This is a genomic window from Lentzea fradiae (genome assembly GCF_900100955.1).
Lineage (GTDB): Bacteria > Actinomycetota > Actinomycetes > Mycobacteriales > Pseudonocardiaceae > Lentzea > Lentzea fradiae.
On sequence record NZ_FNCC01000019.1, the window covers coordinates 1 to 25,809 of the forward strand.

Here is a 25,809-nt window from a genome sequence, read left to right on the forward strand (position 1 = left end):
CGCCACCCTGCCCGACGGCGCCACACCGCTGGTGCACTCCGACCAGGGCTTTCAGTACCAGCACGCCTCCTGGCGCACCCTGCTCGACGACGCGGGCCTGACCCAGTCGATGTCACGGCGGGCCAACTGCCTGGACAACTCGATGGCCGAGAACTTCTTCGGCCACCTGAAGGCAGAACTGTTCCACCACAACAGGTTCGACACCGTCGAGGAGTTCACCGCGGCACTGGACGACTACATCAGCTGGTACAACACCACCCGCATCTCCACCACGCTCGAGGGCCTGAGCCCGGTCGAATACCGAGCCCAGGCCCTCGCGGCCTAACCTTCAGTTAGCCAGTCCAACCTTCGGGGAGCGGTTCAGGATTGCCCTCAGGAACCGGCCCTTCTCGTGCTCTGTGGTGGCGGAACACGACCTGCGGATCTACCACCCGGGTGGTCGGGCGTCGTAGGGCTGTCCCGGACGGTCAGGCGCGCTCGACGGCGTCGGCCTGCGGGCCCCGGTCGCTCTGCCGGATGCGGAACCGCACCCGCTCGCCGGCCACCAGGGGCTCGCCGGAGACCACCGAGACGTGCACGAAGAGGTCGGGCCCGCCCGCGTCGGGGGTGATGAAGCCGAAGCCGCGGTCGGCGTCGTAGCGGGCCACCGTGCCGTCGCCGGACCGGGCGGCCGAACGGGACTGGCTGGGGGCCGGGGCGGCCTCCACCGGCTCGCCGGCGGCCACGAACCGCACGTCGCGCGCCTGACGGCCCTGGTCCGCGGTGACCGCGGTGAACGAGACCCGGTCGCCCTCGAACGGCAGGTACCGGTCGTCGACCAGGGCGCGCACGTGCAGGAAGACGTCGCCCTCCCCGTCGTCGGCGGCCACGAAGCCGAACGCCTTCTCCTCGTCGAACCACAGCACGGTGCCATCGGCGCCGTCGCCGGGCGCGACGAGAGGGCCCTTGCGGACCCCGGCGTCGAAGCTCAGCGGCACCACGTGCTGGGCCTGCGGCCCCTTCTCCCCCGAGGTGACGACGAAGGCCACCCGCTGCCCTGCCGCGAGGACGCCCCCGGTGACGATGGCGGAGGAGTGCACGAACACCTCCGCGCCCCCGCCGTCGGGCGCGGCGAACCCGTAGCCCTTGGCCGGTTCGTACCAGGAGACGGTGGCGAGCACGCCCAAGGTCGCGCCGGGCGAGGAGTCCCCCGTGACGGTGACGCGCAGCGCCTGCGGACCGCGAGGGCCCTCACCGGCCTCGAACTCCACCGTCTGGCCCTCGCGGAGGGCCCGGGCCGCGCCCTCGCCCTGCACCTGCGAGACGTGCACGAAGATGTCGTCGCTGCCGTCGTCGGGGGCGAGGAAGCCGAAGCCTCGCTCGAGGTCGTACCAACGGACGGTTCCCTGCTGCACGGTGCACTCCTGGTCTAGCGGATGATCGAGGGGTCCAGTGTCCCAGGCGCCGCGGGACACCGCCGCCTCGCTTCCGCCGACCGGTGAGCCGACGTCTCAGTTGACGGCGGAGCAGGTCACGGCCGGGCTGGCGGGTTCAGGACCGGCGGCGACGAACCCGAACGAGGTGGTTCCCCCGGCGGTGAGCACGGCGTTGTGGCCGGCGTTGCTGACGGTCACCGCGGTCGTGTCCTGGGTCAGGGTGCCGTTCCACAGGTTGCCGATGGTGTGGTCCGCGACCGGCTCCCACGTGATGGTCCAGCCGGTCAGGCCATCTGAGCTGGTGTTGCGCACTGTCACCTCGACCTGGTAGCCGCCCGGCCACGAGTTGGTCACCTCGTAACGGGCATCACAGGCGGTCGTGACCGTGGTCGTCGCCGTGGTGGAGCCGGCCTGGGCGGTGCTGCCGGGCCGGTCGCCCTGCACGACGATGCCGATCACGACACCGGCGGCGACCAGGGCGGCCGCACCGGTGACCAGCGCGATCACCCGGCGCGGCGGGTGGCGGCGGACGGTCAGCACCCTCGTCCCGCTCTTCGGGGGCGCGGCGGGCAGCGGCAGTCCCTCCGCGACCGCCGCCAGCAGCTTGTGGGCCTCGGCCATCGTCGGGCGTTGGGCCGCGTCACGACGCAGGAGGCGCAGGAGCACGTCGCCGAGCGGGCCACCCACCCGTGGCGGCTCGAACTCCCCGCGGACCACGCGTTGCAGGAGCGCGTAGGGGTTGTCGTCCACCCCGAACGGCGGCGTGCCCTCCAGTGCCGCGTAGAGGGTCGCGCCGAGGGAGAACACGTCCGAGGCGAACGTCGCCGCCTCGCCCGCCGCCACCTCCGGCGCCAGGAAGGCCGGCGTGCCGACGATCAGGCGGGCGTCGGTCACCGTGCCCTCGCCGACCGCGCGGGCGATGCCGAAGTCGGTGATCTTCGCGATGCCGTCCTCGGCCAGCAGGACGTTGAACGTCGAGACGTCCCGGTGCACGATGCCCTCCGCGTGCGCCGCCGCCAGCGCGGCGGCGACCTGCCTGCCCACGGCCGCGACCACCCCCGGCGGCAGCGCGCCCCGCTCGGCGATCAGCGCCGCGAGACTGCGGGAGGGCAGGTACTCCAGCACCAGACAGGGCTTGCCGTCGTGCTCGACGACCTCGTACACGCTGATCGCGTGCGGGTGCCGCAGCCGACCGGCGACCCGGCCCTCGCGCAGCATCTGCGCCACCGCGTCCGGGGACCGCCGCTCCGTGTTGAGCAGCTTGACCGCGACCACGCGGTCCGACTGCTCGTCGCGCGCCTGCCAGACCACCCCCATGGAGCCCTGGCCGATCGGCGACACCAGCCGGTACTTCCCGGCGATGACCTCACCCTCTTCTGGCACACGCCGACGCTACTTGGCCGAGCCGATCATCGGCCACCTTCGAACGCGCGAGCGGGGTTCGAGAGCCGCACTTGCAGCGTGACGCGACCTTTGCCGTCACGGTTTCCGTGTCCGATATTCCCTCCGACACGAAACCCCGTCGTCGGCGGTCAGCCGTAATAGGTCGGCCTCGTGCGGCGACAAGCAGGCAGTCACCTCACCTCGTGGAGTAGCTGTGCGCACCGCGTCCGTTCTCACCCTCATCGCACTACTCGCTCTGACCGGGTGCAGCGCAGTGCCCACCTCAAGCACCTCCGGCGGCGGGACTACCTCGGTCGCGACTACATCCACCACCAGCTCGCCCGCACCGTCCTCAGCCGGCATCGGACAGACCGTCAGCAACCGAGGGATCACCATCACCGTGACCGAGGCACGTGCGGTGAACTCCGTCCTGATGAACGAGTCCGACCACCGTTCAGGCTCGGGTTATGTGCCGCAAGCGGCTACCGTCATCGGCTGGGGCTTCCAGGACACCACCGGCTTCTCGGGAACGACCAACTTCACCACAGTCCGCTTTGACGCCTGAACTTCGCAGCCGGACAGCCGGCACGACCCAGTGATCACGGTCAAGACAGGGAGCTTTGGTTGACCAGGCACTTCGACCCAGTCGACGACGGCCTCGAATCCATGAGTTCGTACGAAAGACAGGTGTGGGACAGGCTCAACGAGCACTGGGAGCGTCGCGACAGCCGCCGTGGCCTGCCGAACTGGGCGAGCGCTGCCGTCAAACGCACCGGAGAGGTCACGCGAGGTGCCCTGAGCGGTGTCGCGGACGCTGTGCCGGAAGGCGTGAAGCGGCCGATTCGTCAGGCAGGCGGCGCGGTGGCCGGTACGGCCATCAGGCCGGCCCTCGAAGCCGCGACGAGGTTGCTGGAACTGGTCAACGTCTGGGCCGTGGAGCTCAACGATCCGCACAGCCTCGAGAAACTCGCCCGCAAGCGTGGCTTGGAACTGCACAGCTTCACCGACCTGCGGAAGCAGGACCTCAAAGTCTGCGACCGGCTCCTGACGCGCAACACCCTCAAGTGGAGGACCGCCGGGGCCCTCGAGGGTGGCGCCTTGGGCTTGTTGGCGATGGTGCCTGTCGCCGGCATCCCGCTGGCGATAACAGCCGACATTCTCGTCATCCAGGTATTGAGCGCGTCGATCGCTTCGCGCATCGCGTACTCCTACGGGTACGACGCCAAGGACCCGGCCGAGCGGATCTTCATCGAACGCCTGGTGCAGCGATCCTTCGTGGCGCAGGCGGCGAAGGTCAAGCCGTTGCACGAGACGGCACGCGCGGCGAGCGCGGTCAAGGGACGTGTCAGGTGGTCGCCCAAGCTCCGCGCGGATCATCGTCTCCTGGCTGCCCTTGAGAAGCTGATGCAGCAGATAGGCCCGGCCGGCTCCAGAGTCGCTGTGAAGGATGTCGCCAAGGCCCTGCCCGTGGTGGGCGTCCTCATCGGTGCCGGCATGAATGCCGCGATCCTCGGCAACGTGGCGGCCGACGCTCAGCGGTACTGCCAGACCCGATTCTTGTGCGACAGATATGGACTGCCGTTGCCAGCCGCGCTCGCGACGAACCGCGACGATGACGTGTAACGGTCTGCGCGCCGAAAGTGGCCGAGTGAACGGTTTCAGCGTTCGAACGGCTCCCATGCGCTCCATCCGTCACCGTGGCGGTACGAGCGGCTCAAGAGGGTGCCACTCGTGCTGGTGCCGAACAACTCCAAACGCCCACTGGCCGGTGATGAGCAGGTGAGCGCCACGACAGCTTCGTCTCCTGGCAGTGCCGTCCATTCCGGTTCCCAGCCATGGCGGCCGTAGTACAAGGCGAGAACGGCGCTACTGTCCACCGCGACGATGACGTGTTGCCGCGACTGCTGATGCGATCCGGCGGTCAAGGTCCGGACGTGACCAGGAACGTCCATACTGGACCAATCGCTCCAGACACCACCCGCTCTGTACCACCTGTGCAGGAGGTTCCCTGATGCCGTGGCTGCGAACAGTTCCTGGTGACCGGTGGTCCGGTTCATCCCCGCCCAGGCCACCGCACTGATGGGCTCCGGCACGCGGATTTCTCGCCAGGGCGACCATTGCCGAAGTTCACCGTCGGGAAAGCACCGGCTGAAGATCCCGCCTTCGACGGTGACGGCGAACAGGTTCTGCTCGCCGTCCCGCGGTGAGCCCCCGGCGATCCAGCTCACCTGATCGGGAGTGGCCATCACGCGCCACGGTTGCCAGCGTCCCGGCTCTCCCTCGTACCAGCGGTGCACGAGTCCCTGACCACCGGTGACGCCGAAGACCTCCAGATGACCAGGACCCAGGCTGGAACTCGCGACGCGGTGCAGCGGTTCGGGTTCGTCCATCGGCCACCACCCCGAGTCGTCCCACCGGCGCACCAGCCGACCGTGCCGATCGATCGCGAACAACACCGGGTGGCCGTCCCGCACCGCCCCGGCCGCGATGGTGCTCCGTCGAGCCATCCCGGAGACGGACGGGAAGTCCGCCGCGCCCTTCACGTGCAGCCTCAAGTAGCTCATCCAGTCCACGGCCCGGTTGGTGACCAGGTGCTCGCAGGCCCGCAGCAGGGACCGAGGTGAACCGCAGACCACCGCGGCGACCGCCCGAGCCGCGTGCTCCGGCAGACCTTCGGCCACGTCCAGCAGGAGATCCGCGGACGCGCCGAGATCCAGCGGCTTCACCTCGATCACGGGATGAGGCCGCCACACGGCCGTCGGACTGGTGATGATCACGTCGCCCGGCCCGGCCGCGGGAACAAGCCGCCTCACGTCCAGGGGCGAGACATCATCCAGGACCAGCAGCCACCGGTCGTTCTTGGTGGCCAGCACGCCGTGCAGCACGTCCACCGGGTTCACCACGGCGCTTTCACCGGGAGCCAGCACGTTCAGCAGGTTGCGGCACTGCTCGTCCGGCTCACGGCCGCCGATCCACAGCATGGACCCGTAGCGGTCCTGGTGGGCACACCCGTAAGCCGCGGCCAGTGCCGACTTGCCGACGCCGCTCTCACCGGTGAGCACCCGCACGATCGGCTTCGACGGGCGGCCGGTGAAAACATCCGACAGGGCGGCGAGGTCGCCCTCTCGGCCGATCAGGTCCGGGACACCGGAGAAGTCAACCGAGACGAACTCGCGGGACCGTGAGCCGTTGACGACGACGATGCCGTGTACCGATCCCGCCTGCACGATGGCGCCGTACACCGGACCGGTGTTGCTGTTGGCCGTGTCACTTGCAGGGAGATCGCCAGTCATGCCCACCTGTCGATCTGGAGCGCGTGAGCGTTTCCACGTGCTGACCGCCTACCTGATGCCCTGAGTTCTGGCACCCGACAGGTGGACTTCTCCACGAGCGCACTCGTCCTCGGTGCCGTTCTCGTCGGCGAGGGCCAAGACCGAGGTCTCGGCCAGGACGAGGGCGAGACGCCTCACCGCGGCGCAGGTCGCGCGGCCACGGCGAACGGCCCGCCGCACGATCGTGTGCGACGGGCCGCCTGCCGGGTCAAGCCCGGTACGGCTCGCAGTTGTAGCCGCTGTGGAACTTCATCCGGTTGCGCGTGTTGGGCCCGTAGATCCCGTCGGGCGCGGAGCGGAGGTCTGCACGCCCTTCACCGCGGCTTCCGTGCGCGGGCCGAAGCTGCCGTCCCGGTCGAGGTCGCACACGAACTCGCCGCTGTACGGCGCTGCTGGGCGGACTCCGGGACAACACTGGATCAGCCCGCGCTGCAGGCCGGTCACGACGGCGGTGTTCGCGGCCAGCCCGCGACCGGTGTCCACGGCCCAGATCACACCGGCGACGCTGTCGGCGGAGTACGGGGTCCCGGCCGTTCGGGTGCAGGGCCAGCCCATTGAGGAATGCGGCGCCGGGCATTGCGGCGACACGTACGGGTTGCCGGTGGGAGCTTCCAGACGCCGGCGCGCAGCGGTCAGCGAGTTGAGGTTGTAGTAGATGGTCCCGTCGTCGGCGCGCACGTTCCGGTCAGCATCTCGCCGTTCTCGCTGCGGACGAGCGTCGTGACCGCGCCCGATCGCCGAAGGCGTACGAGCGAAGCTCCGGCGAGTTGCGCCACCGCCGCGGCTACGACCAGGAAGGCCGCTCTCATGTCGGATCTCCGGACACGCGCGTGGCCGTGAACGGGACCGTCAGGAAGACCGCCTTCGCTTTGCCCGTCATCGCGTCTCCGTCCAGCGTGGCCGCGCACTTCAGCTTCGCTTTGAGGGGTGAGGTGATGGAGGCGGTGAAGGTGACCTCGACACCCTTGAGCTTGCCTTCACTGATGGGACGGCCGTCGAAGGTGCCGTCCAGGGCGTCGCCCGCCGACCGCAGGACCAGTTCGACGGTGTCCTCGCCGCCCCCGGTGACCATGGTGAGCCGCCACGTTCCGTCGATGTTCATCGGTTGATCTCCTCCTTGAGCTCTCGCATCTTGTCGCCGCCCTCGTGGCTGTCGTCCCGGTCGAACAGGAAGCCGGCCGCGCCGTCGAGGGCGGTGGACCACTCCGCGGAGCGCGGCAGCATCGTCTCCTCGTAAGCGCGCACGGCCTCGCCCACCGTGTCGGCACGACTCAGGGCCATGGCCAGCTCGTACGCGTCGAGCATCGCCAGGTTGACGCCGACGCCCACCGGCGGCATGAGGTGGGCGGCGTCGCCGAGCAGGGTCGCGGTCGGCGAGTGTTCCCAGGTGTGCGCCGCGGGCAGCACGAACAGGGGGCGGTCGACGTACGGGCCGTCGTTGTCGGCGATCAGGCGGAGCACCTCCGGCGACCAGCCGGCGAACTGGTCGAGCAGGTGGGCCCGCAGACCGGCGGTGTCGTCGATGCTCAGCCCCGCCTCCGAGATCCAGTGCAGCGGGGCGCGCTGGACGATGTAGACCCGGATGTGGTCGCCGCTGTTGCGCTGGGCGGCCAGGGCGCGTTCGCCGTCCGTGCCGGTCGCGAGGCCGTGGCCGACCAGCTCGGCGATGCCCGGATGACGCTTCTCGACGTCGTCGAAGCGGGCCTCCAGGAAGTTCACGCCGGTGTAGAGCGGCACCGCGGAGGAGACCGCCGGGCGCACCCGGGAGAACGCTCCGTCCGCGCCGATGACCAGGTCGGTCTCGACCGTGCCGCCGTCGGAGAAGTGCAGCCGCCGAGGTCCGTCGGTGGGGCCGTTGACCGATTGGAGGGCGCGGCCCCACTGGACGGTGCCCGGCTCGAGGGAGTCGAGCAGCAGGTCGCGCAGCACGCCGCGGTCGATCTCCGGCTTGTACCGGTCGTCGGGCTCCGGCAGCTGGCGGAACACCACGTTGCCCTTGGTGTCGAAGCGCCGCATCTCCTGGCCCTCCGGGCGGGCGAGGGCGAAGAACTGGTCGAGCAGCCCGGCCTCGCGCAGCGCCAGCTGACCGTCGTCGGCGTGCAGGTCGAGGCTGCCGCCCTGGTTGCGGGCGTGCACGTCGGCGTCGCGGTCGTAGACCGTGACCGGGATGCCGTGCCGCTGCAGGATCCGGGCGCAGGTCAGGCCGCCGGGGCCGGCCCCGATGATGCTGATCCTGGCCTCGGCCGGTCGGGGGTTCGTCATCGCGTCTTCCTCTCGTGGGTTCGTCGCCCCGTCACCATAAACAGAACAAGACCAAACTTGCAACTGTTCCAAGTTTCGATCGAGCCCAAGTTCGACGTAGACTGGTGGACATGAGCGACTCGGACCGGCGGCCCGCGGGCTTGCGGGAGCGCAAGAAGGCGGCCACCCGCAAGGCGATCGCCGAGACGGCACTGCAGCTGTTCCTGGCGCACGGCTACGAGCAGGTGGGCATCCGGCAGATCGCCGAAGCCGCAGACGTCTCCGTGTCGACGCTGTTCAACTACTTCCCCGGCGGCAAGGAAGCGCTGGTCTTCGACGAGGAGACGGACAACGAGGCGGCGCTGATCGCCGCCGTGACCGACCGCCCGGCGGGCCGGACCATCACCGAGGCCCTGCGGACCTACCTGACCGGCTTCGCCTCGAAGCCGTCCGGCCCCGGCTCCCGGTTCGCCGAGTTCCAGGCGTTCGTGCAGCGGACACCGGCCCTGCGGGAGTACGCCCGCACGATGTGGCTACGCCACGAGGAGGCGCTGGCCCGTGCCATCGCCGCCGAGTCCGGCCGTCCCGCGGACGATCTGACGTGCGCTGCCCTCGCCCGCTTCGCCCTGGAGACGGTGGCCTTCGCCCGCTCCCGTCCTGACCCGGCCGCGGCCTTCGCCCACGCCTGGGAGCTGCTCGACCGGGGCTGGGCGGCGATCACCGCCTGAGCCGGGAGCGCGGCTCGGGCGGACAGCACCGGTGAAACCGAAACCCCCGGCCACCGGCGCCGTCGCGGCGGGCAGGTCAGGTCCGCCGCGCGTTCAACTGGGCGCTGATCTCGGCGAGCCGCTGGTCGAGCGGCGCGTTCCGGGCGTTGTCGAGGCGTTGCAGGACTCGGACGAGTGAGGGGCACTCGGCCATGCGCCTGCGCGCGAGTTCCGTCGCGTCGATGACGTGGGGGAACGGCGCGAGCAACGGGTGGTCTGCCGTGAGTCGTTCGCCGCCTTCGCGTGGCAGGAACACCTGCGACACGGGGTCCTCCATGCCGTCCAGCACCACGAGCGTGTCCTCGGTTCGCTGCCGGGACACGAGGAAGTCCAGCTCCCGCGCCAGTCCCGGGGTGAGCTCCGCCGCCCAGACGACGACCTGGTCGGCGACCGAGAGCAACGTCGAGACGGTGTCGAACCACGTCTCGTCCGGCAGGTAGAGCTTGACCGGGGCGGTGAACTGGCCCCAGTCCTGGCCCAGCTCCAGTTCGGCCGCGGTCGTGCTGGCCACCAGGACCAGCGGCACCGAGACGGCGAGCTCCCTCAACGCGGGCCCCGCGCCGCTCAGGTTGATCACCTGGACGTGGTCGGCCGGCTCGGTGTCGTCCAGCGGGAACTTGGTGGTCCCGGACCGTTCGGTGAGCTCGAAGTTGCGCAGCAGCACCACGAACGGCTCACCGGAGCACAGCCAGCTCCGCACCGCGTCCGCGGACTTGCGGTGCTCGGCCTGGGCGCGGCGGACCAGCCCTCGCATCCGGTTGCGCGGCGCGCCCGCCAGCAGCCAGGACACGAACCCCCGCCCGGAGCGCCGCCGCCGGTCCCAGTGCCGTTGCCGTTCGAGGTAGTCGAGCTTCAGCTGCGGCTCGTCGAGGCGGAACCGGTCCAGCACCCCGGCGGCGTGCCGGGCGCGCAGGAGCCACACGTCGACGTCCTCGGACGAGCCCGGTGGGTCCGCCGCGAACTCCTCGATGATCGCGGCGAACAGCCGGCGGGCCGCGGGCTCGCGGTCGGACTGGAGCAGCACGAGCGCCTCGTTGCCCATCCCGTGCGCCCACCACCCGCGCAGTTCGGGGTCCGTGGCGCCGCGGCACCGTCCGGCGAGCTCGCGCCACGGCGAGGCGAGCGTTTCGATCGCGGCGTGGTCCACCGCGGCGTCCCGGCTGCTCAGCTGCCCGAGGCTCGACAACGCACGGCACACCGCGCGCTCCACCCGCACGTCGTCCGGCGCGCGGACCGCGTCGGCCACGGCGCGCAACACCCGCACCGCGTGTGCGCTGGTCTCCCGGTCGACAGCCCACGCGAGGCACGTGGCGGTCAGCGCCATGACAGTGCGCGCCACGACGTCACCGTCGGGTTCGCGCCCGATGTGCCAGGCCAGCCAGCTCAGCAGCAGAAACCCGTCGGCGGCGCATCCCCGTGCCGACAGTTCCACCGCCGCCTCGAACGTCAGGAACGCGAAGGTGTCCGGATCGCCGTACCCCGAGACGGTCGTGAAGTACCAGCTCCGGAACTGCTCGTCGCCTGCCCGTCCTGCCTCGTGCCGCATCGCGTCCCACCTCGCGATCGCGGCCACCGCGACCTCCGCCACGGTGAACTCGTCCTCCCCCATCACCACACCCCCGGTGGCCATCCTTTCTCAACGCCGTTGAAGAAGGAACCACCGCCGCGGCGACCGCGGGTTCAGCGCAGGAAGGCGGCCAGACCTTCCAGGTCGTCGGTGTTGATGTGGTCGACGTCGGCCGCGACGAGCTCTCGCCAGACCGCGTCCCGCTCGGGCCCCAGCACGTCCGGGGTGGCCCAGAACCGCACCCGCTGCCCGGCCCGGTGCGCGGTCCGCACGATCGACCGCAGCCCGGCCCGCTCGTCCGCGGGCATCGGGCCCGCGCCGGTCCACGAGAACAGCTTGGTCCAGTTGTCCGACACCAGCGGCGTCAGTCGCGCGTCCGAGCCCGGCCCCAGGTCGCTCGCGTCGGCGATCCGGCCGTCGTAGAAGGCGAACCTCGTGCGCTGCGCCTCCATCGTGGCGCGAGGCCGGTTTCCGGACACGACCGCGGTCACCGGGCCGTGCCACACCCGTCCGAACGCGTACCTGGTCCACAGGAACGCGTACCTCGGGCTGCGCAGAAGCTCGTCCAGCGCGGCGTAGGTCGCCTCGCCCTCGGTCTTGATGTCGATCAGGAGCTGGAAGTCCCGGAAGCCGGGACAGACGCCATGGTTGCGCAGAACCCGTTCCCGCAAGGGGTCCAGGTACAGCGACCGCAACGTGCGCGACGGGTCGAGGTCCTCCGGGTCGTGCGCGACGAGCAGCTCGCCGCCGACGAGGTAGATGTCGGCCTCCACACTGGTGAAGCCCTGGGCCAGTGCGTCGAAGAGCGGGCGGGTGTGTTCGTAGTCGTTGTGCGCGTGGGCCCGGGCGAGCGGGCGGACGCGGTCGCGGTCCGGCGCGGCGGCGGCGGGTGCGGCACCGGCGACCAGGCCGAGAACGGTGAGCAGGAACAGCAGGGAGCGGCCCACGGTTGTACCTCCGAAGTCAGGGCGCCGCCACGGTAGAGCACGGAGCGGAACACGGCGTGAACACCGCCGGGTGTTCCGGTGACGTGCTCAGGCCGTCGTCGCCGGTGGCTGTGCGGTTCCGGCGAGGACGGCCGCCTTCGGCGTGACCAGCCGCGTCACGTCTCCCCCGCCATCAGCCGAAGTCCTCGTCCCAGCGGGATCTCCGGCTCCCAGCCGAGCAGCTCCCGCGCCTTGGTGATGTCGGGCCTGCGACGCCGCGGGTCGTCGGTCATCGCACCGACGTGCGTGATCTCGGAGCCGCTGCCGGTCACCTCGATGACCCTCTTGGCCACCTCCAGCACCGTCACCTCCTCGGGGTTGCCGAGGTTGACCGGCCCCGCCTCCGCACTGTCCATCATGGACAGCACGCCGCGCACGAGGTCGTCGACGTAGCAGAGCGACCGCGTCTGCGAGCCGTCGCCGTGCACGGTCAGCGGCTCGTTCTTCCTGGCCTGCGCGAAGAACGTGGGCAACATGCGCCCGTCGCCGGACTTCATCCGCGGCCCGTAGGTGTTGAAGATCCTGACCACGCCGACGTCGAGCCCGTGCTGCTGCCGGTACGCGAACGCGAGCGCCTCACCGAAGCGCTTCGCCTCGTCGTAGACGCTGCGCGGCCCGATCGGATTGACGTTGCCCCAGTAGGTTTCGCGTTGTGGGTGCTCCAGCGGGTCGCCGTAGACCTCGCTGGTGGAGGCGATGACCACCCGCGCGCTGTGTCGTCTGGCTTCCTCCAGCACGTGATAGGTGCCGAACCCGCCCGTCTCCAGCGTGCGGATCGGCGACGCCAGATAGGCCGACGGCGACGCGGGACACGCGAAGTGCAGCACCACTTCGCTGGGCGGCAACCGGAGCGGTTTGCTCACGTCGGCCTGCACGACCTCCACGTCCGGCGGCACGTTGGCGGGCTCACCCGTGCTGAAGTCGTCGATGCAGACGACCTGCACGCCACGCGCCACGAGGGCCTCGCAGAGGTGCGAGCCGAGAAAGCCCCCACCTCCGGTCACCACCGCGCGTTTCACCATCGAATGACCTCCTGATCAACGGCAAGCATGAGGAGAATCGAGATGGCGCAACGGATGCCGGGCTTCGGGTCAGCGCAGGACGCAGAACTCGTTGCCCTCCGGGTCGGCCATCTGGACCCAGCCCTCGTACTCCCGCACGGCCACCGCGCCGAGGGACACGAGGCGGTCGACCTCGGCGGCCGGGTCGTCGGCGCTCAGGTCCAGGTGGACGCGGTTCTTGGCCACCTTGTCCTCGGGCACCAGCACGAAGAAGTAGCGGGGCTGCCCGGGACCTGCCTCCACGAGCACCGTGGGGTCGTCCTCGGGATCGTCGATTCCCTTTTCCTTCAGGCGTTGCAGCTCCTCCTCGTCGTACGGCGCCACCTGGTAGCCGTCCAGGACGGCGGCCCAGAAACGGGCCAGCGACGCCGGGTGCCTGCAATCGAAGACGATGTCGTGAACACGGGACACGGCCGCACCTTAACTGAGAACCCTCATCCGGCAAGCACTTCCCGCACCAGCACCGCCACGTAGGCTTCGGCGAGCCCGCGCACCGCCTCCGGCGGGTACACCTCGGTGGCGTATCTGATCTGAGCGTGCAGGCCGTCGCGGCGGCGCTCCACCGCGAGCGTCAGCTCGAAGTCGGCGTGGCCGGTGTCCACCTCGACGGGCTCGATCTCCACCCCCACCGCGGCGGGCAGCTCCGCCGCGGCCTCCAGCAGGTCGAAGGTCATCGCCGGCGCCTCGGCCGGGGGTGGTGCCTGCTGGTGCTCGCTCGCCTCCGCGATGGCGGCACGCACCGCCCGCACCACCGCGCCGAACCCGGCCCCGCGCGGCACCTCGGGCCGGATCGGCGCGGTGGTGACGAAGTGGCCCACCGTCTCACCCGCCCCGGCCACCACGCGGTTGGCCAGCGGCACGCCGGCCACGACGTCGTCCTGTCCGGTCAGCTCGCGCAGCGCCGTCACGAACGCCGCCAGCAGCACGTGATGCGGTGTGGCGTTCTCCCTGCGCGCCACCGCCGCCACGCCCGCGTCCGTGCCCTCGGGCAGCTCCACGGGGTGCCGCGCGCCGGGTCCGGGCACGATTCCCGGCCGGTGTCCCGGCAGTCTCGGCGCGGACGCGCCCGCCAGCCTGGTCTCCCAGTACCGGGTGGAGCGGACGCACTCCTCGCCGGTGAGCCAGTCGCGTTGCCAGGCGGCGTAGTCCACGTAGCGCAGGGACGGCGGCGGGAGCTCGCCGTCCGCGATGTCGCCGAGCACCAGCAGGTCGCGGGCGAGGATGCCGCGGGATGCCCCGTCCCACAGCACCGGGTGGAGGCTGACGACCAGCAGGTGGTCGAAGTCTCCCAGCCGCACCAGGGTGACCCGCGCCGGCGGTCCGGTGGCGAGGTCGAACCCGTGCCGCACCTCCTCGGCCACGACGCGGAGTGCCTCGTCCACGCCGGCCGCGCCGACCACGGCGAACGCGGGCCGCACCGCCGGGTCGACCAGCTGGACCGGCTCGGGCCCGGAGGTGTCGAACACGGTGCGCAGGGCCTCGTGCCGGTCGGCCAGCCGGTCGACGGCCTCCCGGACCACGTCCGCGTCGAGCCAGCCCCTGATCCGGGCGGCCAGCGGCTTGGCGACCGCGCCCCGCTCCCACAGCCGCCGCTGCTGCCAGGTCAGCGGCGCCCTGGTGGCCCCCGCCGGTGCGGCCTCGGCCGTCGCGACGCCCAGCGCCTCCAGGTGGCGGGCCAGCTGCGCCACGGACGGGCCTTCGAACAGCACCCTCAGCGGGACCCGGACGTCGAAGCGCTCGGCGATCCTGGACTGGAGCCTGGCCAGCTCCAGCGAGTTGCCGCCGAGCTGGAAGAAGCTGTCGTGCGGCGACACCCGGTCCACGCCGAGGACCTCGGCGAACACCTGCTCGCCGAGCTCGCGTTCGAGGCCACCGCCCGCCGCGGCGGCGGGTTCGGCAACGGCCTCCAGCGCGCTCGCCGGATCGGGCAGGGCGGCCCTGTCCACCTTCCCGCTGGGGGTCAGCGGGAACCGCTCCAGCGGTACGACGACCTGCGGCAGCAGGTACGCGGGCAGCTTGCCGGCGAGCCACGAGCGCAGCTCCGCGGCGAAGTCGCCGGTGGTCCGGCCGGTGTGGACGTAGGCGACCAGCTGCTTCGCGCCGCCTGCCGGTTCGTGGACCACTGCCACGGCGTGCCGCACGTCGGGATGGGCCTTCAGCGCCTCCTCGATCTCGCCCGGCTCGATCCGCAGCCCGCGGATCTTGACCTGCTGGTCGGCGCGGCCCAGGAACTCGAGCGTGCCGTCCGGCTGGTAGCGCGCCAGGTCGCCGGTGCGGTACAGCCGGCCGCCCCGGTCGCGCCCGAACGGGTCGGGCACGAACCGGTCCGCGGTCATCCCCGGTTTGCCGAGGTAGCCCCTGGCCAGGCCGGTGCCGCCGATGTGCAGCTCGCCGGGGACCCCCACGGGCACCGGAGCACCGTCCCGGTTCAGCAGGTACACTTGGTGGTTGGGCATGGGCCTGCCGATCGGCGGCATCCGGGTGTACGGGCGGTCCAGCTCCATCAGGGTCATCATCACGGTGGCCTCGGTGGGGCCGTAGCCGTTGATGAGCCTGCGGTGCGGGCGCTGCCATCGAGTGGCCAGCTCTCCGCCGAACGCCTCGCAGCCGATGAACTGCACGCGCAGCGAGGGGACCCCGTCGGGCGGGAGCAGCTCCAGCACGGCGGGCGGGATGTCGAACGTGGTGACCTGCTCGCGGGCCATCAGCGCGGTGAGCGCGACGGGGTCGAGCAGGGTCTCCCGGTCCGGGATGACCAGCCGGGCCCCGGAGCACAGGGCGGCGAAGACCTCCAGCACCGAGACGTCGAAGCACATCGTCGCGAACTGGAGGACGGCGTCGCCCACTCCGATGCCGATGTCGTCCAGCGTCGAGATGATCATGTTCGCGGCGGCGCGGTGGGTGATCATCACGCCCTTGGGCCTGCCGGTGGAGCCGGAGGTGTGGATGACGTAGGCCAGGCAGTCCGGCGTGGGGTCCGCGCCGGTGGCGGACCGGCCGCCGTGGGGCCGGTCCAGCAGGACGAGAGGGCCGTCGTACGCGCCGAGCAGGCCGGTGAGCGCGCTGGTGGTCACCACGACCGGCACCCTGGCGTCGGCGACGACGTCCGCGATCCGGCCGGGCGGGTAGGTGGGGTCGAGCGGTACGTACCCGCCGCCCGCCTGGAGGATGCCCAGCACGCCGACGGGCAGCAGCGCCGAGCGGTCGACCAGCAGCCCCACCGGGGTGTCGGGTCCGACGCCCAGCTCGCGCAGCGCGCCGGCGAGCCGCGCGGCACGCCGGGCCAGCTCCCCGTAGGTGAGCTGGCCGTCCGGCGCGGAGACGGCGACGGCCGAGGGGTGTTCGGCCGTCCGGTCGGCGATGATCCGGTGCAGGCACCGCTCCGGGCGCTCCCGCGCGGTGTCGTTCCAGCCCAGGAGCACCTGGTCCAGCTCGGCCGCGCTCATCAGCGGCAGCTCGGACAGCCGCCGGTCGGGGCCGGCGACGACGCCCGCGAGCAGCGTGCGCAGGTGCCTGGTCATCCGGTCGCGCGTGTCCTGGCCGAACAGGTCGCTGTCGTACTGGACGCGGCCGGTCAGCTCGCCCTCGTACTCGCGCAGGTCGATGGTGATGTCGAACTTGGCCACGCCGTTGTCGACCTCGATGGGCTCCAGCCGGAACCCGCCGAACTCCAGCGCCCGCGGCGGGCTGTTCTGCACGGCGACCATGACCTGGAACAGGGGGTTGCGGGAGGTGTCGCGGACGGGCTGCAGCTCCTCGACCAGGCGCTCGAACGGCAGCTCCTGGTGGGTGTAGGCACCGAGCGTGGCGGAGCGGACCCGGCCGAGCAGCTCGCGGAAGGTCGGGTCGCCGCCCAGGTCGGTGCGCAGGACGAGGGTGTTGACGAAACAGCCGATGAGGTCTTCGGTGGCGGGCACGGTGCGGCCGGCGACCGGTGAGCCCACGAGGATGTCCCGCTGTCCCGAGTAGTGGGCCAGCAGGACGTTCACCGCGGCGAGCACCGTCATGAACAGCGTGGCGCCCTCGGCGCGGGCGAGGTCCTTGAGCCCGGTGGTGACGTCCGCGGGGATCGTCAGCGGGCAGGTCGCGGCGATGAACCGCTGCGTGGTGGGGCGCGGATGGTCGGTGGGCAGCTCCAGCGCGGTGGGCGCGCCCTCCAGCCGGGTGCGCCAGTGGTCGAGCAGGTCCCGCAGCGCCTGGCCGGTGAGACGGCCGCGCTGCCACTCGGCGTAGTCGGCGTACTGGACGGGCAGAGGCGGCTCGACCGGTTCCCTGCCCTCGGACAGGGCGAGGTAGGCGGTGGCGATCTCGCGGATGAGCACGTCGTCGGACCAGCCGTCGGACACGATGTGGTGGGTCAGGTGCAGCAGGACGTGCTCCCGCTCCCCCACCCGGAACAACCGGGTGCTGAACAGCGGACCGGTGGACAGGTCGAACGGCGTGCCCCTGGCCGCCACCGCGCGGCGCAGCGCCTCGGCCTCCGGGTCGGCCTCGCCGCGCAGGTCGACGAGCTCCACGTGGACCGGCGCGCCGGGGTCGACGACCTGCCTCGGCTGCCCGTCGACGGTGATGAACCGCGACCGGAGCACCTCGTGCCTGGCGACGACCAGGCGCAGCGCGTGCTCCAGCAGACCGACGTCCAGCGGGCCGGTGAGGCGGGCGGCGAGCGGGATGGTGTTGTAGGCGTTGCCGGGGCCCAGGAACTGGTCGAGCACCCACAACCGCTCCTGGGCGAACGACAGCACGGCAGGACCCGTCCCGGCGCGGCGGGGGATGGTGGGCGCGGGGACCGCGGCGGTGCGTCCGCGGCGCCACCGGCGCAGCAGTTCCGCACGCGCCGGGGAGAGCCCTTTGTCTCCGATCACCTGGTGTCCTTCCGGTCCGCGTGAGCGGCCAACGAGGTCAGCCGGTCGTCCTCGAAGACCACCCGGATCGGCAGGTCGGTGCCGAGCCGCGAGTTGACCCTGGTGGTCATCCTGGCGGCGAGCAGCGAGTCGCCGCCGAGGTCGAAGAACCGCGCCGAACGGGGAATGGCGGGCAGTCCGAGCAGCTCCCGCCAGACCTCGGCGATCTCGGTCTCGGTGCCGGGCCGGGGTCCCTCCGCGGCGTCCTCACCCGGTCCGCCGACCGGGACGCGGGCCAGTGCGGCGCGGTCGAGCTTGCCCGACGGCGTGCGGGGCATGGCGGGAACGGCCGCGAACGCCGAGGGGACCATGTAGTCGGGCAGTGTCCGGCGCAGGGCCGCGCGCAGCCTGCCGGGGTCCACCGGGCCGTCGCCGGTGTGCCGGACGTAGCCGACGAGGCGTGGACCGGCAGCGGAGGCCACGACCAGTGCGGCGGCCTCGGCGACGCCGTCGACCGCGCGCAGCGCCGCCTCCACCTCCCCCAGCTCCACCCGGTGGCCGCGGATCTTGACCTGGTCGTCGCGCCTGCCCGCCATCCGCAGGCCGCGCGGCGTCCAGCGACCGCGGTCACCGGTGAGGTAGCGCCGGGAGCCGGGCGGGCCCGCCGGGTCGGGGCGGTAGGCGGCCGCGGTGAGGCCGGGCCGGCCGAGGTAGCCGCGGGAGACGCCGACACCTGCCACGACGACGTCGCCGGGCGTCCCCGGCGGCACCGGATCGAGCCCGGCGTCGACGACGCCGACCGTGGTACCGGGCAGCGGACGGCCGACGGTGACGTCGTCGTCGACCAGGGTGGTCCAGGTCGAGCAGAAGCTGTCCTCGGTGGTGCCGTAGAGGTTGACCGCCCGCTCGGGGGCCAGGGCGCGGGCCCGCGCGGCCAGCGGCGCGGGCAGGGGCTCACCGCCGAGGCCGATCGTGCGCACCGACTCCGGCCAGCCGCCCAGGTCGAGGACCGCGGCCATGCTGGACGGGACGGCGGTGACCATGCTGATCCGGGCCCGGTCGGGCAGCACCGGCAGCTCCAGGACGTTCTCGGCGAGCACGGCCGCACCGCCCGCGGCCAGCGGGGCGAGCAGCTCGAACAGCGACAGGTCGAAGCCCAGCGAGGTCGCGGCGAGCACACCGGCGAGCTCCCGCTCGGTGAACGAGGTGCGGGCCCACACGATGCGGGCGAGCGCGCCTCGGTGGGTGACCGCGACACCCTTGGGCTTGCCGGTGGAGCCGGAGGTGTAGAGGACGTACGCCAGCTGCGAGTCGTTGACGAGCGGCGGTGGCAGCGCCCCCGCGGGCGCCTCGGCGACGACCTCGTCCACGGTGGCGAGCGGGACGTCCCAGGTGTCGAGCCAGGTGCTGGTCTCGGGGTCGCAGAGCACGAGCCGCACGCCGGCGTCGGCCAGCACCTCGGCGCGGCGTTCGGCCGGGTCGGTGAGCCGGACCGGCAGGTAGGCCGCGCCGGCGGCGAGGACGCCGAGCAGGGCCACCACCAGCGACGAGGTGCGCTCGTGGCAGAGGGCGACGCGGTCTTCCGCGCCGATCCCGCGGTGCCGCAGGCCGACGGCGAGGCGGTGGACCCGTGCGGCGAGCGCGCCGTAGCTCAGCGCGCCGTCGCGGGCGGTGACCGCGACGGCGTCCGGGGTCCTGGCCGCCTGGGCGAGGACGATCTCGTGCAGGAAGGTCGCGCCGAGCCGCGGCACCGGGCCGCCGTCGCCCCACCGCAGCAGTTCGGCGCGTTCGCCGGGATCGATGAGCGCGGCGCCGGTGGGGACGACGTCCGGGTCGGCGGCCACGGCGGCGGCGAGGCGGCCGAGCCGGGTGGCGACGCCCCGCACCGCGGCCTCGTCGAACAGGGTCGTGTCGTACTCGAAGGCGATCTCCGGTTCCGCGCCCGCGCCGAGCAGAACGCTCAGGTCGAACTTGGCGGTGGTGTTGTCCAGCGGTTCCAGCTCACAGCGCACCCCCTCCAGGGTGAGCGTCACGCCGCGGGGCTGGTCGGCGACCATGACCTGGAACAGCGGGTTGCCGTCCGATCCGCCGGCGGCCAGGTCGCGCACCACGCGGGCGAACGGCACGTCCTGATGGGTGACGGCGTCGCGGATCTGCGTCCAGGTGCGCCGCAGCAGCACGCGGAACGTGGGCCGCCCGGTCAGGTCGGCCCGCAGCACGACCGTGTTGGCCACACAGCCGAACACCTCGGCCTCGGCGGCGGTCGTGCGACCGGAGACCGGAGTGCCGATGCCGAACTCGTCCTGGCCGCTCTGGATCGCCAGGACGGCGGTGAGCAGCGCGGTCAGCGCGGCGAACCGGGTGGTGCGCTCCCGGGCGCACAGCACGTCGAGTGCGGCGGTCGTGGAGGCGGGCAGGGTGGTCCTGACGACGGCGGCCGTCCTGGGGGCGCCGGGTTCGCGAACCCGGTCGGCGGGCAGGCGCAGGTCCGGCAGGCCCGCCAGGCGTCCGCGCCACCAGGCGAGTCCGTCGCCGTCGTCGCCGGTCCACCGCCGCCACTGCTCACCGGCCCAGGCGGCGAAAGAAGGCGCGGGATCGCCCGGCGAGTCCGCCGTGTAGGCCGCGCCGAGATCGCGAGCCAGCAGTTCCAGCGACCACCCGTCGCAGATGATGTGGTGCGCGGCGAAGACCAGCCGGTGCTCGCCGGGGGCCGTGCGCAGCAGCCTGGCCCGCCACGCCGGTCCGGCGGTCAGGTCGAACGGCGTGCGCGCGGTCGCGGCGGCGACCGCCCGAGCCCCTTCCTCGTCCACTTCGGACACCGGGAGCGCGACGGGCCCGGCGGGCAGCACCTCTTGGCGCACTTCGCCTTCGGCGGTGGTGAACCGGGTGCGCAGTCCCTCGTGGCGGGCGACGACAGCGGTGAACGCGCGTTCCAGGCGCGCGGTGTCCAGCGGACCGTGCAACCGCAGGACGCCCGCGACGGTGTAGGAGGTGTCGACCGGGTCCAGCGCCTGGATGAGCCAGAACCGCTCCTGGGTCGGGGACAGCGGAGACGAGCCGGTGGTGCCGGGGGCGGCCGGGCCTGCCGGGACCGCGGTGCCGTCAGCCAGCTGCTCGGCCAGGCCCGCGATGGTGGGCCGGGCGAACAGGCCGCCCAGCGGAACCCGGACGCCCGTGCGGGTCTCCAGGGCGGCCAGCAGCCGCGTGGCGAGCAGGGAGTGCCCGCCGCGCAGGAAGAAGTCGGCGTCCGGGTCGTGCTCGGCAGCGCCCAGCACGGCCGACCAGACCTCGGCGACCAGCCGTTCGGCCGGGGTCATGGCACGGGCGGCGGGCTTCGGTGGCCCCGGGGCCGGGACGTGGTCGAGCGCGTCGCGGTCGAGCTTGTCGCTCGCTGTCCTGGGCAGCCGGTGCACCGTGACGTACTGACGGGGCACAAGTGCCGACGGCAGCTCACGCGCCGCGTGCCCGCGCACCTCTTCGGCAGTGGCCTCGCCCGCGTAGTAGGCGACGAGGGCGGCGTCGGGGCGTCCGGCGTGGTGCACCCGGACGGCGACCTCGCGCACCCCCCGGCACCTCGCGAGCACCGACTCGACCTCGGCCGGCTCGATCCGCACGCCGCGCAGCTTGACCTGCCGGTCGCCGCGGCCGAGGAACAGCAGCTCTCCGTCGTGGCGCGAGCGCACCCGGTCCCCGGTGCGGTAGGCACGCGCGCCGGGCTCCCCGCCGGGGTCGGCGACGAACCTCTGCGCGGTGAGGCCGGGGGCGCCCAGGTAGCCGCGGGCCAGCTTGGGGCCGGTCAGCAGCAGCTCACCGGGTGCCGCCGAGCCGACGAACCGGCCCGCGGCCGTGACGACGTGCGCACCGCACCGGGGCAGCGGACGGCCGATGGCGACCGGGCCGCCGTCCACCGGGTCGATCTCCGCGGTGGTGGAGTAGGTGGTGTCCTCGGCCGGGCCGTACAGGTTGACCACCCGATCCACACCCGCGGCCGCGAGGTCGCGCACGAGCGGCAACGGCAGCGGTTCGCCCGCGAGGTTGGCCGTGCGCACGCCTCCCGGCAGGCCGCGGGTCAGCAGTTCCGCCGCCACGGACGGCACGGTGTTCAGCAACGTCACGTGCTCGCGCTCGCGGAGGCGAGGCAGGTCGAGCGTGTGCTCGGCGAGGACGACCGTGCCGCCCGCGGCGAGCGTCACGAGCAGTTCGAAGACCGACAGGTCGAACACCAGCGGTGTGCCCGCCAGCACCGAGGACATCTCCGCCGGTGCATGGGCGTTCACCGCCCACTCGGCGAGCGCGGCGAGGCCACCCCTGGTCAGCGCCACGCTCTTGGGACGCCCGGTGGACCCGGAGGTGAACAGCACGTAGGCGAGCTGACCGGGGTGGACCAGGTGGTTGACCGGGTCCGCCGGGGCCTGCGGAGCCTCCGGCACGAGCCGGGGCACCTCGGCGGGCAGGAGGTCACCGGCCGAGGTGATCACGACGACGGGCCTGGTCTGCTCCAGCAACGCGCGCCTGCGGGCCTCGGGCAGCGTCACGTCCAGGGGGAAGTAGGCGCCGCCCGCCTGGAGCACGGCGAGCAACGCGACCAGGAGACCGGGGGTGCGGGGCAGGGCGATGCCGACCAGCGCCTCCGGTCCCACTCCGAGATCGCGCAGCCGGCGGGCCAGACCACCGCCCGCCTCGACCAGTCCCCGGTAGCTGAGGACGTGCTCGCCCTGCCGCACGGCGATCGCGTCGGGGGTGGTCCGGGCGTGCGCGAGGATCCTGGCGACGACGTCGTCCGGCTGCCCGTCCACCGCGGGGCCTGCCAGGGGCGCGGGGTCCGGGGAACCGAGCAGCTCGGCGACGCGTGCACCGGGGTCGGCCAGCACGGCGCGGAGCACCGCCACGTACTCGTCGAGCAGCGATCCGGCAGTGCTCCCGGCGAACACCTCGCGGGCGTACCTCAGCGCGACCGCCGTCTCCTCCTCGCCGAGGTCGATCTCCAGCGTGACGCCGACCGGTGAGTCCGGCGACGGCAACGGCACCGACCGCAGGGCCAGCGTGCCGAGTCCGAACGCCGTGCCACCCAGGCCGAGCGCCATCGCGGCGGTCCCCGGCGGGGCGAACCCCGGCGGCTGGTGCAGCACGAACAACGCGTCGAACAGCGGGGTGCGCCCGTCCGGCCGGGACGCGCCGGTCTCCCGCACCACCGTGCTGAAGGGCAGCTCCTGGTGGTCGAGCGCGGCGAGCACGGTGCCGTGCACGCGCACGGCCAGTTCGGTGAACGTCGAGCTCCCGCTCACCTCGGTGCGCAGCGGCAGCGGGTTGGCCAGGAACCCGACGACCGCGCGGGAGCGGGGATCGGTCCGGCAGGAGGCGGGTGCGCCGACGGTGATCGGGGCCGCGGCCGGACCGGCAGGGTCGTGGCCGAACAGCACGGCCTTCCAGCCGGCGAGCAGCAGGCTGAACGGGCTCACGCCGAGCCCGGCGGCGAGGTCGCGCACCGCCTTGGCGGTGAGGTCGGGCAGGGCGCGCGAGACCAGCGCGGTCGCCCGCACCGCGCCGCCGGGCCGCGGCCGGTCCTCGGGCAACGCGGGCACCGGGTGCTCGGTGCCGAGTGCGTCCCGCCACCACCGCCGCGACCGTTCCGGATCGGCGGGACCGGACCGCGCGGCGGCCGGCACGGGAGGCAGCCCGGGGTCTGTTCCCGCCGCCAGCGCCCGGTGGACGACGTCGAACTCGGCCAGCAGCAGCGAGGCCGACCACAGGTCGACCGCCGCGTGGTGGGCGGCGAGCACGAGCAGGTCACCCTCGGCCCGGCGCAGCACCGCGGCGCGCACCAGTGGTTGCGCGGCCAGGTCGAACGGGGCCAGCGCCACCCGGTCGAGCTCGGCGTCCACTTCGGACGGAGACCAGCCGGAGGAGTCCACGACGGACACCCGGACGGCGGTGGGCGGCAGCAGTCGTCCGGTGGGGACGCCGTCGACGACGTCGAGGGCGGTGCGCAACGCCGGGTGCCGCCGGGCGAGGTGCCGCAGCGTGGCCTCCAGCAGAGGCACGTCGACCGGTCCCCCGGCGCGGAACGCGCGCGACAGCACGTTCACCGTGGTGCCGGGGTGCGCCTGCTCCTGGTACCAGGCCGCGACCTGGGCGGGGGTCAGCTCGGCCGGGGAGCCGGTGACGGCGGACGCCGGATCGGCGGGTGCGGGCGCATCGGCAGCGGACTCGCTGGCAGCGGGAGCAACGGCCACAGGAACCGCGGACGCGGACACAGCCGTCGCGGGGTCGGCCTTCGCGCGGTCGGGCGTCGCAGGACCGGCGGGCACAGCCGGGAGCAGGTCCGCGAGCACGTTCCCCAGCGCGTCCAGCGACTCGGCTTCGGCGAGCGCCGCGAGGGGCAGCCGGATGCCCAGGCGCGCGGCGATGTCGCCCTGGAGCTGGGCCAGCAGCAGCGAGTCGACCCCGGCGGCGAGCAGTGACCGGGACGGGTCCACGCGGTGGGCGGCCACGCCCGTCGCCGCGGCCAGCCACGCGCGCAGGGACGCGGTGAGGGCGGCGGTCCGCTCGCCGGGGTCCAGGGCGTGCACCGACCGCGCGGTGAGCATCGGCGGCAGGGCGGTGCCGTCACCGTCCGCGGTGCCCGTCCTGTCCTCGGCCAGCAGGCGCAGCGCCCCACCGAGGTAGGCGGCCCTGGTGGCTCCTCGCCGCACCTTGCCGCTGGTGGTGCGGGGCAGTCCGCCGCGGCGGGCGAACGCGACCGCGGCGGGGTTGACGCCCGTGGCGGCGGTGACGGCGGCGCGGACGGCCGCGGCGAGCGCGGTGCGGGTCTCGTCGGCGTCGTCGCGGCCGGTGGGGATCTCGACCACGACCACGAGGCGTTCGCCGTCGTCGGTGTCCACGCCGAACGCGGCCGCGGCGGTGCCGCGCAGGACCGGGTCGGCCGCCCGCACGGCCTCCTCCACGTCCTCGGGGAAGAGGTTGCGGCCGCGGATGACCACGGAGTCCTTGCGCCTGCCGTGCACGCACAGCTCGCCGTCCAGTACCAGGCCGAGGTCACCGGTGCGCAGCCAGCCGTCCGGGGTGAACGCCTGCTCGGTGGCATCCGGCCTGCCCCAGTAGCCCGAGGTGACGCTGCCGCCCCGCACCAGCACCTCGCCGGTGGCACCGGGCGGCAGAGCGGCGCCGGTCTCCGGGTCGGCGATCTTGAGCTCCTGGCCGCCGAGGACCGTTCCGCAGCCGGTGAGCTCGACGTCGTCCGCGGGGTGCCGCGCGGTCCGCAAGCCCTCGCCGCGGCGACCGCCGGACACGATCAGCGTCGACTCAGCCAGGCCGTAGCACGGGTACAGCGCCTCCCGCCGGAAACCCGCGGGGGCGAACGCCTCGGCGAAGCGGCGCAGCGTGGCGGGCCGCACCGGTTCCGAGCCGGTGAACGCGACCTGCCAGCAGGACAGGTCGAGCGCGGCGCGCTGCTCCGGTGTGGTGCGGTCCACGCACATGTCGAAGGCGAAGTTGGGGCCGCCGGACACCGTCGCCCGGTGCTCGGCGATGGCCTCCAGCCAGGTCAGCGGGCGGCGGGCGAACGCCTGCGGGGGCATCAGCGTCCCGGGCACCCCCGCCCACAGCGGTTCGAGGACGCCGCCGATGAGGCCCATGTCGTGGTAGGGCGGCAACCAGCCGAGGATGTGGTCGTCCCGGCCGATGGACATGCCGTCGCGGATGGCGCCGAGGTTGTGCGCGAGGTTGGCGTGGGTGACCACCACGCCTTTGGGCGTGCCGGTCGACCCGGACGTGTACTGGAGGAACGCGACGTCTTCCACCCGGTCGTGCCGCGGCTGTCGCGGGGTGTCCAGCTCGACCAGGCCGTCCGCGGTCAGCGCGGCGACGGCGCCGCAGTCGACCGCCAGCGGGTGACCGGACAGTCCGGCCCCGGCGGTGCGCAGGCCCGGCCTGGGTTGCAGCGGCACGGCGACGACCCCGGCCGCCAGGCACCCCAGGAACGCCGTCACGTAGGCGATCCCGGGCGGCAGCGACAGCACCACGCGGGCGCCGCGCCCGGCGGGGGCGAGCGACGCCGCGGTCTCGGCCACCGCGTCGGCCAGCCGCCGGTAGGAGATCTCGGCGGACGCGCCGGGCTCGTCGGTGAGGTAGCGGTAGGCCAGGTCGCCAGGGCGCCGCTCGGCGAGCTCGCCGAGCCGGGCGACGAGTGGGGGCGCGCTGTCCCGCGGTGCCAT

Annotated in this window: 17 protein-coding genes and 1 pseudogene; 4 read left to right on the forward strand and 14 right to left on the reverse strand. The window is 72.9% G+C overall.

The annotated features are described in order from the left end of the window. On the forward strand, positions 1 to 325 hold a 325-nt coding region (locus BLT23_RS35070), incomplete at its 5' end, for an IS3 family transposase (protein WP_143036146.1). A gap of 142 nt (positions 326 to 467) precedes the next feature. Here the strand turns inward: BLT23_RS35070 and BLT23_RS42210 are convergent. The 3 genes and pseudogenes from BLT23_RS42210 to BLT23_RS35080 all read right to left on the reverse strand — a co-directional run bounded on the left by BLT23_RS42210 (position 468) and on the right by BLT23_RS35080 (position 2,798). After that, entirely contained in the window at positions 468 to 1,160 is a 693-nt protein-coding gene (locus BLT23_RS42210) for a cold shock domain-containing protein (RefSeq protein WP_425434447.1), read from the reverse strand. A gap of 30 nt (positions 1,161 to 1,190) precedes the next feature. Then, positions 1,191 to 1,394, reverse strand: a pseudogene (locus BLT23_RS41920) (cold-shock protein); the annotation flags it as partial. 96 nt (positions 1,395 to 1,490) lie between these two features. After that, on the reverse strand, positions 1,491 to 2,798 hold the full coding sequence (locus BLT23_RS35080) for a serine/threonine-protein kinase (RefSeq protein WP_090058244.1): 1,308 nt from the start codon (positions 2,796 to 2,798) through the stop codon (positions 1,491 to 1,493). A gap of 214 nt (positions 2,799 to 3,012) precedes the next feature. Here BLT23_RS35080 and BLT23_RS35085 point away from each other — a divergent pair, with 214 nt between their 5' ends. Both BLT23_RS35085 and BLT23_RS35090 read left to right on the forward strand, forming a co-directional pair. Next, positions 3,013 to 3,363: a hypothetical protein gene (locus tag BLT23_RS35085; protein WP_090058247.1), complete on the forward strand. Its 351-nt coding sequence runs from the start codon at positions 3,013 to 3,015 to the stop codon at positions 3,361 to 3,363. A 59-nt stretch (positions 3,364 to 3,422) separates the two neighbouring features. Next, positions 3,423 to 4,421, forward strand: coding sequence for an EcsC family protein (locus BLT23_RS35090; protein ID WP_218133976.1), 999 nt, complete (start codon positions 3,423 to 3,425; stop codon positions 4,419 to 4,421). Between the two features lie 35 nt (positions 4,422 to 4,456). Here BLT23_RS35090 and BLT23_RS35095 read toward each other — a convergent pair whose 3' ends face one another. The 5 genes from BLT23_RS35095 to BLT23_RS35105 form a co-directional block, all read right to left on the reverse strand. Next, positions 4,457 to 6,091 carry a PLL family lectin gene (locus BLT23_RS35095; RefSeq protein WP_143036147.1) on the reverse strand — a complete coding sequence of 545 codons (1,635 nt, stop codon included), beginning with the start codon at positions 6,089 to 6,091 and terminating at the stop codon, positions 4,457 to 4,459. Positions 6,092 to 6,139: 48 nt separating this feature from the next. After that, positions 6,140 to 6,268 (reverse strand): hypothetical protein, encoded by a 129-nt coding sequence (locus tag BLT23_RS42145; protein ID WP_281248939.1) that lies wholly within the window; start codon positions 6,266 to 6,268, stop codon positions 6,140 to 6,142. A 111-nt stretch (positions 6,269 to 6,379) separates the two neighbouring features. Further along, the gene (locus tag BLT23_RS40330) at positions 6,380 to 6,808 is read right to left on the reverse strand and encodes a hypothetical protein (protein WP_143036148.1); all 429 of its coding nucleotides are present in this window, start codon (positions 6,806 to 6,808) and stop codon (positions 6,380 to 6,382) included. A gap of 127 nt (positions 6,809 to 6,935) precedes the next feature. Next, a complete protein-coding gene (locus BLT23_RS35100) occupies positions 6,936 to 7,232 on the reverse strand; it encodes a hypothetical protein (protein ID WP_090058255.1) in 297 nt (98 codons plus the stop codon). Beyond that, a complete protein-coding gene (locus BLT23_RS35105) occupies positions 7,229 to 8,392 on the reverse strand; it encodes an FAD-dependent oxidoreductase (RefSeq protein ID WP_090058258.1) in 1,164 nt (387 codons plus the stop codon). The genes BLT23_RS35100 and BLT23_RS35105 overlap by 4 nt, the downstream gene beginning before the upstream one ends. Positions 8,393 to 8,502: 110 nt before the next feature. Between BLT23_RS35105 and BLT23_RS35110 the strand changes: the two genes are divergently transcribed. Further along, complete coding sequence (locus BLT23_RS35110; RefSeq protein ID WP_090058579.1) at positions 8,503 to 9,099, forward strand: TetR/AcrR family transcriptional regulator; 597 nt, start codon at positions 8,503 to 8,505, stop codon at positions 9,097 to 9,099. Positions 9,100 to 9,175: 76 nt separating this feature from the next. Here BLT23_RS35110 and BLT23_RS35115 read toward each other — a convergent pair whose 3' ends face one another. From BLT23_RS35115 to BLT23_RS35140, 6 genes are all read right to left on the reverse strand, one after another. Further along, the gene (locus BLT23_RS35115) at positions 9,176 to 10,768 is read right to left on the reverse strand and encodes a hypothetical protein (protein ID WP_090058264.1); all 1,593 of its coding nucleotides are present in this window, start codon (positions 10,766 to 10,768) and stop codon (positions 9,176 to 9,178) included. 50 nt (positions 10,769 to 10,818) lie between these two features. Next, positions 10,819 to 11,652: a phosphatidylinositol-specific phospholipase C/glycerophosphodiester phosphodiesterase family protein gene (locus tag BLT23_RS35120; protein ID WP_176947066.1), complete on the reverse strand. Its 834-nt coding sequence runs from the start codon at positions 11,650 to 11,652 to the stop codon at positions 10,819 to 10,821. A 155-nt stretch (positions 11,653 to 11,807) separates the two neighbouring features. Beyond that, positions 11,808 to 12,713, reverse strand: coding sequence for an NAD-dependent epimerase/dehydratase family protein (locus tag BLT23_RS35125; protein WP_090058268.1), 906 nt, complete (start codon positions 12,711 to 12,713; stop codon positions 11,808 to 11,810). Positions 12,714 to 12,782: 69 nt separating this feature from the next. Then, entirely contained in the window at positions 12,783 to 13,163 is a 381-nt protein-coding gene (locus BLT23_RS35130) for a VOC family protein (RefSeq protein ID WP_090058271.1), read from the reverse strand. Between the two features lie 23 nt (positions 13,164 to 13,186). Then, on the reverse strand, positions 13,187 to 17,617 hold the full coding sequence (locus tag BLT23_RS35135; RefSeq protein ID WP_090058275.1) for a non-ribosomal peptide synthetase: 4,431 nt from the start codon (positions 17,615 to 17,617) through the stop codon (positions 13,187 to 13,189). Continuing rightward, entirely contained in the window at positions 17,614 to 25,809 is an 8,196-nt protein-coding gene (locus BLT23_RS35140) for a non-ribosomal peptide synthetase (protein WP_090058279.1), read from the reverse strand. Before BLT23_RS35140 ends, BLT23_RS35135 begins: the two co-directional genes overlap by 4 nt.

What these genes read in the sequence shown, in the direction of transcription:
- BLT23_RS35095 (WP_143036147.1), bottom strand. Translation starts at nt 6,091, where the DNA reads ATGACTGGCGATCTCCCTGCAAGTGACACGGCCAACAGCAACACCGGT.
- BLT23_RS35100 (WP_090058255.1), bottom strand. Translation starts at nt 7,232, where the DNA reads ATGAACATCGACGGAACGTGGCGGCTCACCATGGTCACCGGGGGCGGC.
- BLT23_RS35105 (WP_090058258.1), bottom strand. Translation starts at nt 8,392, where the DNA reads ATGACGAACCCCCGACCGGCCGAGGCCAGGATCAGCATCATCGGGGCC.
- BLT23_RS35110 (WP_090058579.1), top strand. Translation starts at nt 8,503, where the DNA reads ATGAGCGACTCGGACCGGCGGCCCGCGGGCTTGCGGGAGCGCAAGAAG.
- BLT23_RS35115 (WP_090058264.1), bottom strand. Translation starts at nt 10,768, where the DNA reads ATGGCCACCGGGGGTGTGGTGATGGGGGAGGACGAGTTCACCGTGGCG.
- BLT23_RS35125 (WP_090058268.1), bottom strand. Translation starts at nt 12,713, where the DNA reads ATGGTGAAACGCGCGGTGGTGACCGGAGGTGGGGGCTTTCTCGGCTCG.
- BLT23_RS35140 (WP_090058279.1), bottom strand. Translation starts at nt 25,809, where the DNA reads ATGGCACCGCGGGACAGCGCGCCCCCACTCGTCGCCCGGCTCGGCGAG.